The sequence below is a fragment of the Corynebacterium genitalium ATCC 33030 genome (genome assembly GCF_000143825.1).
Lineage (GTDB): Bacteria > Actinomycetota > Actinomycetes > Mycobacteriales > Mycobacteriaceae > Corynebacterium > Corynebacterium genitalium.
Genome location: NZ_CM000961.1, coordinates 207,344 through 220,289, shown reverse-complemented (window position 1 = coordinate 220,289; position 12,946 = coordinate 207,344). Strand labels below are relative to the sequence as shown.

Below are 12,946 nucleotides of genomic sequence, written 5' to 3'. Positions count from 1 at the left end.
CCAGGCGGCAGGGCGAACCCGCACGCTGGAGTTAGAAGATGCTCTTCGTGTCCGAGCGTGCGAAGCCGGCGTGATCGGCGAGGTCCTTGCCCACGATGGATTCCACACCCTTGCCGGCGGCATCCATCTCGGAGAAGTCTGCATACTTCTTCTCGTCAGCGAGCTGGTGCAGGAAGAACCCGGTTAACAGGCCGCGGATGGTCTCTTGGACGCTGGTCTTGGACTTGCCCACGCCCAGCAGCATCTTGCGGAAGTTGTCCTCGGTGAGTGCTTGCTGGTTGCCCTTCTTCACCGTGCGGTAGGCGACGGGGCCAGCCCAGTTGTAGGCCAGCTTGGCGGGGTTGCCCGGATCGAAGATCGCGTCCGAGTCCTCATCGGGGCCGATGATCATGCCCGGCTTGAACATGGTGCGGGACGCCTCAACGGCGGAAGGGGCGACGGATGCCGGGTAGACAGGTGCAACTGCCTTGACCTTGTCGTTGTCCACGCTGGCGAGGACGGCGCAGCCGCCGCCCATGCCGTGGCCGGCCACACCGAGCTTGCCCGGGGAAATGGTGACGTTGCCGTTGCCCATGCGCACCCCACCCAGGATCTGCAGGCAGGTCTCCAGGTCGGCGGCGTAACCGGCGTGGTTCGGGTTGAAACCGCGCTCCGTGTCCGGCACGGCGACGGCGATGCCCCAGCTAGCCAGGTGGCGCAGCGTCTTCTCGTAGTTGGCGGCGCTCGTCATCCAGTCGTGGCCGAATGCCACGCCGGGGATGGCGGTGCCTTCGGCAGGCAGGTAGACCTTGCCGGGCAGGCCGGTGTATCCAAGGTCGCCCTCCATGACGCGGTAGGGGCCTCGCTTGGACAGTTCGCTGAGCTTCTTCAAGTTCGCAGACACGCCCCCAAGACTACTGCATACGCCGGGCGGAGGGAGCAGCTGACGTTGGTTAGTAGTGATGGGTCAGACATGGCTATCCTTAAGCGCATGTGTGGAATCGTGGGATACGTAGGAGACCAGCAGGCACTCGGCATCGCGCTCGACGCCCTGAGGCGCATGGAGTACCGCGGGTATGACTCCGCCGGTATCGCTGTAGTGGGTCAAGGCAGCTTGGACGTCGCAAAGCGTGCGGGCAAACTGCAGAACCTCGAGGACAGAATCGAAGAAATTGGCGCAGAGAACCTGGCTGGCACCACGGCGATCGGGCACACCCGCTGGGCTACGCACGGCCGCCCGACGGATGAGAACGCCCACCCCCACATGTCGTTCGACGGCAAGGCTGCCATCGTCCACAACGGCATCATCGAGAACTTCGCGTCCCTGCGCGAGGAGTTGGAGCGCTCCGGGATTGAGATGCAGTCCGAAACCGACTCGGAGGTCGCTGCCCACCTGCTCGCTCTCGCCTATAACGAGGGGGAGACGGCGGGGGACTTCAAGGAGTCGTCGCTAAGCGTGCTGCGCAAGCTCGAGGGCGCGTTCACCATTCTCTTTGTGCACGCTGACCACCCGGACCAGATCATTGCCGCGCGCCGCTCGACCCCGCTCATGGTCGGTGTGGGCGAGGGCGAAATGTTCCTCGGCAGCGACGTCGCCGCATTCATCGAGTACACGAAGAACGCCGTGGAGCTCGAATCGGATTCCGTCGTGGTGATCACGAAGGACGACTACGAGGTGCTGCATTTCGACGGCACTCCGGCCCAGTCCAAACCCTTCACCATCGACTGGGACTTGGAAGCTGCAGAAAAGGGCGGCTTCGATTCCTTCATGATGAAGGAGATCTACGAGCAACCGGCAGCTGTGCGCGACACCCTGGCCGGCCACTGGGACGGCGAGCGCGTCATCCTCGATGAGAACAGCATCTCTGAGCGTGAACTGAAGTCCTTCAACCAGGTCTTCGTGATCGCTTGTGGCTCCGCCTACCACTCCGGACTGGCTGCGAAGTACGCCATTGAGCACTGGGTGCGCATTCCGGTGCAGATCGAGGTGGCGTCCGAGTTCCGCTACCGCGACCCGGTGCTGGATGAGCGCACTTTGGTGCTGGCCATCTCCCAATCCGGCGAGACCGCCGACACCCTCGAGGCTGTCCGCCACGCCAAGACGCAGGGCGCGAAAGTGCTGGCAGTGTGCAACACCAACGGCTCCCAGATCCCGCGCGAGTCCGACGCTGTGCTCTACACCCACGCCGGGCCCGAGATCGGTGTGGCGTCGACGAAGGCGTTTTTGGCGCAGGTCGCCGCGAACTACATCGTCGGCCTGGCACTCGCCCAGGCGAAGGGCACGAAGTACCCGGATGAGATCCGCGATATCTGGGCGGAACTCGAAGCCATCCCGGAGAAAATCGAAGCCGCGCTGGGCAACCACGACACGTGCAAGCACATCGCGGAGACCCTCGGTGCTGTGAAGACCATGCTCTTCCTCGGCCGTGGCGTCGGTTTCCCGATCGCACTCGAGGGCGCGCTCAAGCTCAAGGAGCTGGCGTACATCCACGCGGAAGGCTTTGCCGCCGGCGAGCTCAAGCACGGCCCGATCGCGCTGATCGAAGACGACCTGCCCGTCGTGGTCATCGTCCCGAGCCCGCGCGGCGTGTCCCAGCTGCACTCCAAGATCGTCTCCAACATCCAGGAGATCCGCGCCCGCGGTGCCAAGACGATCGTCATCGCGGAAGAAGACGACACCGCCGTCGAACCGTACGCGAACTGGCTCATGCGCATCCCGCAGTCACCGACGATCATGCAGCCGCTGCTGGCCACCGTTCCGCTGCAGTTCCTCGCGGCGTTCATTGCACGCGAGTGCGGCAACGAGGACATTGACAAGCCGCGCAACCTGGCCAAGTCGGTCACTGTCGAGTAGCGCTTACAGATGCTTTCGGCCCTCGGGTTCGCCTTCGTCGACTCGATCAACCTCCTACTCATCGGGGTGATCGTGGCGGTGGGCATCATTGTGCCGCGCGGCAGCAGCCAGTACGCGCGCACGGTGAGTCTGCTCATCGCCGGGGACTGGCTGGGTGTGGCGTCGCTCGCCTTCATCATGCTGGCGCTTTTCGACGGGCTCGGCTCGGTCGTCCACCGCTTCGTCGAAGGACCGATCTTCGGAATTCTGCTCATTGCCACCGGCCTGGTCACAGGGCTGTTGGCGCTGCGCGGTGGGGACAACTCCGCCCTGGTGTCGCGCATTCTGGAACCGCTGCGCACCCCCTCGCCGACGACTGTTGTGGTCGGTTTCATCCTCGGGTTGATCCAGTCGGCCACGTCCGTGCCGTTCTACGGCGGATTGGCCGTGCTGTCGACGGCGGGGGTTGAGCTGGCGACCCGGTACACCTTCCTCATTCTCTACGCCACCGTTGCGTTGAGCCTGCCCACCGTGTGCGCTCTGCTCGTGGGGTGGGTGCGACGGGCCCCGCTCAGCCCCGCTGGCCGCGCCTTCGACTGGGCTCGCGACAACTCCGAAAAGGTCTCTCTTGGCGCGACCTGGTTCGTGGCGGCACTGCTGGTCTTGCTCGGTGTGATCCACTTCGTGTAGCCCGTGCGGGTGCGTGTGCGTACGCGGCGGGCCCTAAGCCTGCTCGCGGCGCCTAGAAGACTGCTGGCGCTTATTAGCCGCATCGCATACTTCTGACCAGCAGGTTCAGTTGAGCAGTATTCTGAAAAAGCCCGAGCAGTATTCCGGCAAGCGGGCCTTTGGCACAATATTCCCCATGAGTCCCGCCACACTCCACATCGACCTGGACGCGATCGCGCACAACACCGCCCTGCTCAAACGGGGTGCCGGTGCCGCGAAACTGATGTGCGTGGTCAAGGCGAATGCGTACAACCACGGGGTGGAGCGCGTCGTTCCGGTCATGGACAAGGCTGGAGCGGACGCGTTCGGGGTGGCCACCCTCGCCGAAGCCTCCCAGGTCAAACGTCTCACCGACAAGCCAGTCCTCGCATGGATGTGGGCCCCCGGCGAACCCATTCCTGCAGGCATCGAGGTCGGTGCCCCCACACTGACGCACCTGCGCACGCTTATCGACGTTTCCCCCCACACCCCCGTCCACCTCATGCTCGACACAGGCATGAACCGCTCCGGAATTGACGAGGAGGACTGGGCCGATGCGTTCGCGATAGCCACGAACGCTGGCCTCACTGTCAGGGGCGTGATGTCCCACCTTGCCTGCGCTGATGAACCGGGCAACCCGTTCAACACGGAGCAGTACGAGTCCTTTCAGCGTGGCATTGCCCTGGCCCGCAGCATGGGGCTGGACGTGCCGTGCAACCACCTGGCGAACTCTCCCGGCACGCTGTCCCGCAAGGAGCTGGCCTTCGAGCAGATCCGGGCAGGAGTGGCGCTGTACGGGCTTGACCCCGTCGCGCCGGAAACAGGGCCGGAAGCAGCGCCCGGAACCGCGCCGAACACCGACTTCGACCGCGCCCAGCTGCGCCCGGCGATGACGTGGTCGGCGGAGATCGTCGCCGTGAAACTCATCGGAAAGGGTGAGGGTGCGAGCTACGGGCTGACGTGGACTGCGCCGGAGGACGGGTACACGGCGGTCGTGCCTGTTGGGTATGCCGACGGGCTTCCGCGCGCCTGGCAGGACGCGGTCGAGGTGACGGTGAACGGTGCGCGATATCCGCAGGTCGGACGGATATGCATGGACCAGTTCATCGTCTGGCTCGGCGACAACCCAGCCGATGTGCAACCAGGAGACACCGCCGTCATTTTCGGCGAGGGCGGCATGACTGCGGCTGAGCTGGCGGACCGCGCCGGGACGATCCACTACGAGGTGGTGTGCTCCCCCTGCGGGCGAGTTGAGAGACAATACAGCCATGAAACCTCCCTTTGATCAGCCCGGGCGCACGGAATGCGCCACCGCCGAGGACACGCGCGCGTTCGGTAAGCAGCTCGGTGCGAGCCTGGAAGCAGGGGATATGGTCATCCTCGACGGCCCACTCGGGGCGGGCAAGACCACGCTGACGCAGGGAATTGCTCAGGGGATGGGGGCGAAAGGCCGGGTGACCAGCCCGACCTTCATCATCGCCAGGGAGCACAAGAACACCGGTGACGGCCCAGCGCTCGTGCACGTGGACGCCTACCGTCTTCTCGACAGCGTCGGTGGAACTGGCACGGCGGATCCGCTGGGAGAGCTCGACGCTCTCGACCTCGATTCGGAGTTGGAAGATGCCGTCGTGGTGGCGGAATGGGGTGGTGGGCTGGTGGAACAGTTGACCTCCCGCTACCTGTTGGTCACCCTCAACCGCGACGCTCTCGACGAGGGGCGGGTTATCTCGTGGGCGCCAGCGGGGTAGGGTTGGACGCATGCAAAAGCTCTCAGCAAGCCAGAAGGGCTGGACGGGAATCGTCATCGCTCTGTGGATCATCGCGTTGGTGGCCATGATGTTCCTCATGCCTAAATCCTCGTCGTCGAAGAACGCTGCCGGGGAACCGACGCCCGTGTCGGAGGCGGATGCATCCGGTTCGCTTGTTTCTACGTTGGAGGAGATGGAGCCGTCGACGAGCGATGCGGTTGCGGCCGAGGTGATTGACCTGCGCTATGTCTACGGTGAGGACATCACGGCGTTCATTCCGCTGTGCAAGGAAGAGCCGCAGGAGCTTATCGACGCAAAGTTGAAGGCCGCTGAGAGCGTCAAGGACCAGATCGATCTCGAGTCCGGCAACAGCTACGTCCTGCTCACCTCGGATGTGGAGAAGGGTTTCGAGGCCGTGGACACCATCCCGAACGACGTGATGGACCTGTGCAACGGCAACTACTTCAACCAGTACGTCAGCACCGAGAACGGGTTCCCGGTGCACTGGGACGGCGGCAAGTGGCGCTTCGGGCCGCGCGTGCAGTAGATGAACGTTCTGGCGATCGACACTGCGACGACGGATCTTGTCGCCGGGATCGTCGACACGGATACCGGCGCTGACGCCCGCGTTCTCGCGGAGGCGGTGACGGAAACCCGCGCGCACAACGAGCTGCTGGTGCCCACCGTCATGGAGCTGCTGTCGCAAGCAGGGCTCGAGTTCAGTGATCTTGACGCTGTGGTTGTCGGCTGTGGCCCTGGCCCATTCACGGGCCTGCGCGTGGGCATGTCCACGGCTGCTGCTTTTGGGCAGGCGCTGGGCATTCCGGTGCATGGTGTGTGCACCCACGATGCGGTCGCGGCGCTTGCGCAGCAGGAGCACTGGGAGGGCAGCAGCCTGATCGTCACCGATGCCCGCCGCCGCGAGGTGTACTGGGCCCGCTACGAAGCCGCGCGGCGCATGGCGGGGCCAGATGTCGTTGCACCCGCCGCGCTGGACGTGGCCCGTGCAGACGTGATCAGTTGCCCGGAAAGTTTGCGCGGACAGTTGCCCGCCGAGCTTATCGACGTCGCCCGCCACATCACCTACATCCCCCCGCATCCCGCGGGCCTTGTCGCAGCGGCTGACTTGGCCGCAACTCCCGAACCGCTGGCGCCGCTGTATCTGCGTCGTCCGGACGCGAAGGAACCGGCTCCGAAGCCGAAGTCGCCGGCGATCCCGGACGTGGACGTGTAGATGTTCCTGCGTGAGTTGAAGAAGGCCGACGCGTCTGCCGTCGCCGCAATCGAGGCCGACCTGTTCGCTGACGAGAGTCCGTGGTCGCGCGATGTTTTCCTGGTACAGTTCGCGCACCCGCACACGTTCTACGTCGGAGTGTTCGCAGGGGCTGAGCATGCGGAGGCGGAGCTGGTCGGCTACGCGGGCCTGGCTAAGCTCGGCCCCCGCAACGATCCCGAGTTCGAAGTGCACACCATTGCCGTGGCCCGCGAACACCAGGGCGAGGGGATCGGGCGGGTGCTCATGGAGGAGCTCGTGCACGTTGCGGATGCGTACGACGGGCAGATGTTTCTCGAGGTTCGCGTGGACAACACCGCGGCGATTAGGCTTTATGAGCAATTCGGTTTCACCGAGATCGGCCTGCGCAAGGGTTATTACCAGCCATCTGGCGCGGACGCGTACACCATGATGCGGCACAGTCTGAGCGAAAGGAGTGGAGCATGATCATTCTCGGCATCGAGTCCTCCTGCGATGAAACAGGCGTCGGCATTATCCGTCTCTCACCGGACGGCTCGATGGCGGTGCTTGCCGACGTTGTCGCGTCGTCGATGGCCGAGCACGCTCGCTTCGGCGGTGTCGTCCCGGAGATTGCTTCGCGTGCCCACCTGGAGGCTATGCCGCCGGTGATGGAGGAGGCGCTGGGGCAAGCGGGCGTCGATAAGCCAGATGCTGTCGCCGCGACTGTCGGCCCAGGGCTCGCCGGCGCTTTGCTCGTGGGGGCCTCTGCCGCGAAGGCGTACGCCGCAGCGTGGGGTGTGCCGTTCTACGGGGTCAACCACCTCGGCGGGCACGTCGCGGTGGCCAACTTGGATGGGGCTGAGGAATTGCCGCACTCCATCGCGCTGCTTGTCTCCGGCGGGCACACGCAGATTCTTGAGGTGGATGCCGTGGGCAAGCCGATGCGCGAATTGGGCAGCACGCTTGACGACGCTGCTGGCGAGGCCTACGACAAAGTCGCCCGGCTTTTGGGACTCGGGTATCCGGGCGGGCCGGTGATCGACAAGCTGGCGGCGCAGGGAAATCCGGACGCGATCCGGTTCCCGCGCGGGCTGTCGCGTGCCGAGGATCTGCGCGGCGAGCACCGCTACGACTTCTCCTTCTCCGGATTGAAAACTGCTGTAGCGCGGTACGTTGAGGCGGCGGAGCGGGACGGCGCCGTCATCTCCATCGAGGATGTGTGCGCCTCGTTCCAGGAGGCTGTCGTCGACGTGCTCACCGCGAAAGCAATGATGGCCTGCGAGGACACCGGTGCGCGCACGCTGCTGCTTGGCGGGGGAGTCGCGGCGAACTCCCGCCTGCGGGCAGTAGCTGAGCAACGCTGTGCGGCTGCAGGAGTTGAACTGCGTGTGCCGCGATTCAAGCTCTGCACGGACAACGGGGTCATGATCGCGGCGTTGGCCGCACAGCTGATTCACGAGGGTGCAGAACCGTCGCCGCTGTCGACGGCCACAGACACTGCCCTCGAGGTGGAAACGCCACTGGTCACCGGCTAGGTGGTGCCAGCGATGCGCTTGCCGAGCGCACGTGGGCATTTAGAGCTAACGTGAAGATGATTCACGCAGAAACACCACCCATAAACTGTGAAAGGACCTCTAGCTATGAGCTCTCGTAAGGACCACGAGCGTTTCGGTTTCCTGGTGTACCCGGACCTGACCTACCACCGCATTGTCTTCGGCACCGGTAGCGCCGAGCAGTTCCTCGGCCCGACCGTGCAGGAGCAGGTCGAGGTCGCATTCGTCCAGCAGGACAACGAGTTCCAGGCGATCTACTCCCCGGAGGCCCGTGAGCAATGCGCAGCCCCGAACCCGGTCGCGTCGATGGCCCGCAACCAGGCAGCCACCGACAACCCGAACTTCCTCACCGACCCGGTGCACGCTATCTCCGGTCCGGTGATCTTCACCGGCCGCGGCGGCAAGAGCATTGACGACGAGATTGTCACCCAGATCAAGCAAGCCATCCGTGCTGTGCGCAACTTCATCAACGACAACGGTGAAGAGTACGAGCTGTGGCGCAACGCCGTGCTCAACATGGGCTCCCCGCAGGAGTAGACCTGCTGTAGAGCTTCGGGCCTTAACCTTCGGGCCGGGTAGACGTGGAGTTCGCTGCAGGCGGACACTGCGGACTCGGCCCTTGTTGTTACCTAGCACTCGCGAGGGTAGAGTGCTAACCAGGTTTTGGGCACAGTTTGTTCACCCGCGACGACGGCTGCGCACCGACCGAAGAAGAAACCAAGTCTGAAACGAAAGGTTTTCAAACCGTGGCAAACGTCAACATCAAGCCCCTGGAGGACAAGATCCTCGTCCAGATCGTCGAGGCTGAGACCACCACCGCCTCCGGCCTGGTCATCCCGGACTCCGCTCAGGAGAAGCCGCAGGAAGCGACCGTCATCGCCGTCGGCCCGGGCCGCTGGGACGACGAGGGTGAGCACCGTATTCCGGTGGACGTCAAGGAAGGCGACACCGTGATCTTCTCCAAGTACGGCGGCACCGAGCTGAAGTACGACGGCGAGGAGTACCTCCTGCTGTCTGCTCGTGACCTGCTGGCCGTCGTCGAAAAGTAAAAGGCGGGATTAATCCCCAATGGCAAAACTGATTGCATTTGATCAGGAGGCCCGCGAGGGCATCCAGCGCGGCGTGGACACGCTGGCTGACTCCGTGCGCGTCACGCTCGGCCCCCGCGGCCGCAACGTCGTGCTGGACAAGGCTTTCGGCGGCCCCGTCGTGACCAATGACGGCGTGACCATCGCCCGCGAGGTCGACCTCGAGGATCCCTTCGAGAACCTCGGTGCGCAGCTGGTCAAGTCCGTCGCTGTGAAAACCAACGACATCGCCGGTGACGGCACCACTACCGCGACACTGCTCGCTCAGGCCCTGGTCAACGAAGGTCTGCGCAACGTCGCTGCTGGCGCCAACCCGATTGAGTTGAACAAGGGCATCTCCGCAGCCACTGAGAAGGTTGTCGAGGAGCTCAAGGCCCGCGCCACCGATGTCTCCTCCAGCGAGGAAATCGCGAACGTGGCCACCGTCTCCTCCCGCGACCCGGAGGTCGGCGAGATGGTCTCCGGCGCCATGGACAAGGTGGGCAAGGACGGTGTTCTCACCGTTGAGGAGTCCCAGTCCATCGACTCCTACGTGGACGTTACCGAAGGAATCTCCTTTGAGAAGGGCTTCTTGTCCCCGTACTTCATGACCGACCCGGAGGCCGGCCAGGCTGTCCTGGAGAACCCGCTGGTTCTGCTGGTGCGCAACAAGATCTCCTCCCTGCCGGAGTTCCTTCCGGTGCTGGAAAAGGTCGTGGCCACCTCCCGTCCGCTGCTCATCATTGCCGAGGACGTTGAGGGTGAGCCGCTGCAGACCCTCGTGGTCAACTCCATCCGCGGCGCCCTCAAGGTCGTTGCCGTGAAGTCCCCGTACTTCGGTGAGCGCCGCGCTGCATTCATGGACGACCTCGCTGTGGTCACCGAGGCCACCGTGGTCGATCCGGAGCTGGGCATCAACCTCAAGGACATCGAGCTCGACGTCCTGGGTAGCGCTCGCCGCGTCACCGTGGACAAGGATGACACCGTCATTGTCGACGGCGCAGGTTCCGCCGAGGCAGTGGAGAACCGCCGCGGCCAGATCCGCCGCGAGATCGAGAACACCGACTCCACCTGGGACAAGGAAAAGGCCGAGGAGCGCTTGGCCAAGCTCTCCGGCGGCATCGCCGTCATTCGCGTCGGCGCGCCGACCGAGACCGAGGTCAACGAGCGCAAGTTGCGCGTCGAGGACGCTATCAACGCTGCCCGCGCCGCCGCGCAGGAAGGCATCATCGCCGGCGGTGGTTCCGCACTGGTGCAGATCGCGAACGAGCTGCAGAAGTATGCGGAAGAGTTCGACGGCGAGCAGAAGGTCGGCGTCCAGGCTGTCGCGCGCGCACTGACCAAGCCCGCTTTCTGGATCGCCGAGAACGCCGGTCTGGACGGATCCGTGGTCGTGTCCAAGATCGCTGAGCTGCCCAACGGTGAAGGCTTCAACGCCGCCACCCTCGAGTACGGCAACCTCATCGAGCAGGGCATCATCGACCCCGTCAAGGTCACCCACTCCGCAGTGGTCAACGCTGCGTCTGTGGCACGCATGGTGCTCACGACCGAGGCATCGGTCGTGGATAAGCCTGCCGAAGAAGACGAGCACGCAGGGCACCAGCACTAGAGCTGCACGCCCGCGCGTGATCGCGCAGCAAACGCCCCATCGGAACACGGTGGGGCGTTTTGCTGTGCCGGACGCGCCTAGCGTGCGGCGACGGCGACCTTCTTGCCGCCGCGGCTGCGGTTGCCGCGCAAAGTGGCGTGACGCTCAGACTCGCTCATACCGCCCCAGATGCCGTACGGTTCAGCGACAGCGAGAGCGTGGGCGCGGCACTGCTCGAGCACCGGGCAGCCCAAGCAAATAGCTTTCGCCCGGTTCTCGCGCTGGGTGCGGGCACGGCCGCGCTCCCCGTCCGGGTGGTAGAAGACATCGGACGCCTCTCCGCGGCAAGCGCCGTGGAGCTGCCAATCCCAAAAATCAGCGTTGGGGCCGGGCAGTTGCGAAGGCATGGACATCGTAGGCATTCTTTGCGGTCTCCTGAGGTAGCGATCCGTTCGTGCTTTGCTTGATGGGGAGCCAAGCACCGACAAGGGAGTGTTCACTGTGCGGGTAAACAACGGGTTTCTGTCAGGTGTCGCCCAGTTTGAACACAGAGAGTTCGGCATTCTGGCGCGTCGATGAGCAGCGAAAATGTGCCAAGGTTAAAGCTCGGTGAATTATTCTTAGTTTTCCAGTTGGGGGTGTCGGGGAGTATGCGTACGATGGACGGGTCCCTGGCAACGAGCGAGCAAAGGAGAGGCGTGTCAGGAGTAGACACCGACAGCCGGCTGGCTCATCTTGTGCCGCGAGCACAAGAGGGGGACCGTCGAGCGTTAGAAGACATCATTCGAGTCGTGCACCCCATGGTGCTGCGGTACTGCCGTGCGCGCATCAACGGCGGCCGCACACCCACGGCGGAAGACGTCGCTCAAGAGGTGTGCCTCGCTGTGGCAACGTCTGTGGACAAGTACAAGGACACGGGCAAGCCGTTCATGGCTTTCGTTTACGGCATCGCGTTCAACAAAGTCACTGACGCTCATCGGGCCCTTTCGCGCGACAAAACAAACCCCACAGATGAGGTTCCTGACCAGGAGTTTTCCGGTCTCACGCCCGAGGATGCGGCGATGCAGATGGAAGGTAGTAACGCTGCGCGTGAATTGCTCGATCAACTAAGTGAGAAGGCGCGTGAGATTATCGTTTTGCGCGTGTTTGTCGGTCTTTCCGCCGAAGAGACAGCGGAAATCACCGGCAGTACAGCCGGTGCAGTCCGCGTCGCCCAACACCGAGCCTTGGCCACCCTGCGCAAGGCTCTCGAGAAGAAGCAAGGAGGGTAGCCGTGAAACCTCAAGATGCACACCGCAGCGATGAATTCCTGACAGCGCTGTCCCACGGTATTGACCCGTCCGACGGCCAAGACCAGCTGGCTACTCTCTTCTTGGAGCTGCGCGACGACGTTGAAGCGCCGATGCCGGAGGCTCCGACGTTGGAGGCCCCAGCGACGGAGGAGCTGATGCCGGTGGCCCCGATGCCGGAGGACCCGACGGTAGGGGAGCCTCTGGCGGGGGAACCGTTCTTGGACGAGTCGCTCTCGGACGAGCTGCTTGACGACGACTTGCTTGATGACGACGTGGATGCGGCCGTCGCCCCGGTACCGCTCGACGTTGAGCGCAAGAAGCGCCGCAGTTACCGCACCAGCCCATGGATGGCAGGTCTGGTCGGTGCAGCCGCCGCCACGGTCATGGTGGCCGGCACCGGTGCTGCGCTGTACAACGCCACCCCGGATTCACCGCTGTGGGGCCCGTCCCAGAAGCTGTTCGGTGGAAATACCGATTATGTGGAGCTGGCCAGCACGCTCGATGAGATCGACTCGAAGGCTGAAGAAGGCGACATCGAAGGTGCCCGCAGCCTGATCGAGCAACTGCGCTCGAGTTTGAAGGCGGAGCGCAGTGACCGCGGCGATCGCGGCAACTCGCAGCGCGGTACCACCTCGACCCCGCGTCCGGACAAGGAAACGGTCACGGTCACCACTGAGCGGAAGAAAGACGACGCAGAACGTCCGGCTTCCCAGCCGCCTGCACCAGATACCGTCACGGTGACAGTCGTGGTCACCGAGCCAGCAGCGACTGCGAACCCGGGCACTCAGCCGGCACCATCCAACGCTGCAACGCAAGCCCCGGCGCCGGCGCCGGCACCTGCGCCAGCTCCGTCTTCGGCCCCATCCGGGCCAGCACCGTCAGCGGCCCCGTCGAGCCCGGCCGCATCCTCCGACCAGGCAGGCTAACTAGCTGCGGTCTCGTGC

At 64.2% G+C, this 12,946-nt stretch carries 15 protein-coding genes; 13 read left to right on the top strand and 2 right to left on the bottom strand.

What is annotated here, in order from left to right:
- Positions 1 to 31: 31 nt before the first annotated feature.
- Positions 32 to 883, bottom strand: a complete 852-nt coding sequence (locus HMPREF0291_RS00990) for a poly(ethylene terephthalate) hydrolase family protein (protein WP_005286573.1) — start codon at positions 881 to 883, stop codon at positions 32 to 34.
- 87 nt (positions 884 to 970) lie between these two features.
- Here HMPREF0291_RS00990 and glmS point away from each other — a divergent pair, with 87 nt between their 5' ends.
- The 11 genes from glmS to groL all read left to right on the top strand — a co-directional run bounded on the left by glmS (position 971) and on the right by groL (position 10,731).
- Entirely contained in the window at positions 971 to 2,833 is a 1,863-nt protein-coding gene (gene glmS, locus HMPREF0291_RS00985) for a glutamine--fructose-6-phosphate transaminase (isomerizing) (protein ID WP_083770339.1), read from the top strand.
- 9 nt (positions 2,834 to 2,842) lie between these two features.
- Complete coding sequence (locus tag HMPREF0291_RS00980) at positions 2,843 to 3,502, top strand: hypothetical protein (protein ID WP_005286566.1); 660 nt, start codon at positions 2,843 to 2,845, stop codon at positions 3,500 to 3,502.
- A 175-nt stretch (positions 3,503 to 3,677) separates the two neighbouring features.
- Positions 3,678 to 4,805, top strand: coding sequence for an alanine racemase (alr, locus tag HMPREF0291_RS00975; RefSeq protein ID WP_040423420.1), 1,128 nt, complete (start codon positions 3,678 to 3,680; stop codon positions 4,803 to 4,805).
- Positions 4,789 to 5,268, top strand: a complete 480-nt coding sequence (gene tsaE, locus HMPREF0291_RS00970; protein WP_005286561.1) for a tRNA (adenosine(37)-N6)-threonylcarbamoyltransferase complex ATPase subunit type 1 TsaE — start codon at positions 4,789 to 4,791, stop codon at positions 5,266 to 5,268. The genes alr and tsaE overlap by 17 nt, the downstream gene beginning before the upstream one ends.
- Before the next feature lie 10 nt (positions 5,269 to 5,278).
- A complete protein-coding gene (locus tag HMPREF0291_RS00965) occupies positions 5,279 to 5,815 on the top strand; it encodes a hypothetical protein (RefSeq protein ID WP_005286558.1) in 537 nt (178 codons plus the stop codon).
- The gene (tsaB, locus tag HMPREF0291_RS00960; protein WP_005286556.1) at positions 5,816 to 6,502 is read left to right on the top strand and encodes a tRNA (adenosine(37)-N6)-threonylcarbamoyltransferase complex dimerization subunit type 1 TsaB; all 687 of its coding nucleotides are present in this window, start codon (positions 5,816 to 5,818) and stop codon (positions 6,500 to 6,502) included.
- The gene (rimI, locus tag HMPREF0291_RS00955; RefSeq protein WP_005286553.1) at positions 6,503 to 6,988 is read left to right on the top strand and encodes a ribosomal protein S18-alanine N-acetyltransferase; all 486 of its coding nucleotides are present in this window, start codon (positions 6,503 to 6,505) and stop codon (positions 6,986 to 6,988) included.
- Positions 6,985 to 8,037 carry a tRNA (adenosine(37)-N6)-threonylcarbamoyltransferase complex transferase subunit TsaD gene (gene tsaD / locus HMPREF0291_RS00950; protein WP_005286550.1) on the top strand — a complete coding sequence of 351 codons (1,053 nt, stop codon included), beginning with the start codon at positions 6,985 to 6,987 and terminating at the stop codon, positions 8,035 to 8,037. The genes rimI and tsaD overlap by 4 nt, the downstream gene beginning before the upstream one ends.
- A 105-nt stretch (positions 8,038 to 8,142) precedes the next feature.
- Complete coding sequence (locus HMPREF0291_RS00945; RefSeq protein ID WP_005286548.1) at positions 8,143 to 8,592, top strand: hypothetical protein; 450 nt, start codon at positions 8,143 to 8,145, stop codon at positions 8,590 to 8,592.
- 209 nt (positions 8,593 to 8,801) lie between these two features.
- Positions 8,802 to 9,104, top strand: a complete 303-nt coding sequence (gene groES / locus HMPREF0291_RS00940; RefSeq protein ID WP_040423912.1) for a co-chaperone GroES — start codon at positions 8,802 to 8,804, stop codon at positions 9,102 to 9,104.
- Between the two features lie 19 nt (positions 9,105 to 9,123).
- Complete coding sequence (gene groL, locus HMPREF0291_RS00935) at positions 9,124 to 10,731, top strand: chaperonin GroEL (protein ID WP_005286542.1); 1,608 nt, start codon at positions 9,124 to 9,126, stop codon at positions 10,729 to 10,731.
- A gap of 77 nt (positions 10,732 to 10,808) precedes the next feature.
- On the opposite strand, the gene HMPREF0291_RS00930 is transcribed toward groL, so the two are convergent.
- Positions 10,809 to 11,123, bottom strand: a complete 315-nt coding sequence (locus HMPREF0291_RS00930; protein WP_040423419.1) for a WhiB family transcriptional regulator — start codon at positions 11,121 to 11,123, stop codon at positions 10,809 to 10,811.
- 246 nt (positions 11,124 to 11,369) lie between these two features.
- Between HMPREF0291_RS00930 and HMPREF0291_RS00925 the strand changes: the two genes are divergently transcribed.
- Both HMPREF0291_RS00925 and HMPREF0291_RS11155 read left to right on the top strand, forming a co-directional pair.
- Positions 11,370 to 11,981 carry a sigma-70 family RNA polymerase sigma factor gene (locus HMPREF0291_RS00925; protein WP_156774776.1) on the top strand — a complete coding sequence of 204 codons (612 nt, stop codon included), beginning with the start codon at positions 11,370 to 11,372 and terminating at the stop codon, positions 11,979 to 11,981.
- A 2-nt stretch (positions 11,982 to 11,983) separates the two neighbouring features.
- Positions 11,984 to 12,928, top strand: a complete 945-nt coding sequence (locus HMPREF0291_RS11155; protein WP_005286535.1) for a hypothetical protein — start codon at positions 11,984 to 11,986, stop codon at positions 12,926 to 12,928.
- Positions 12,929 to 12,946: the final 18 nt, after the last annotated feature.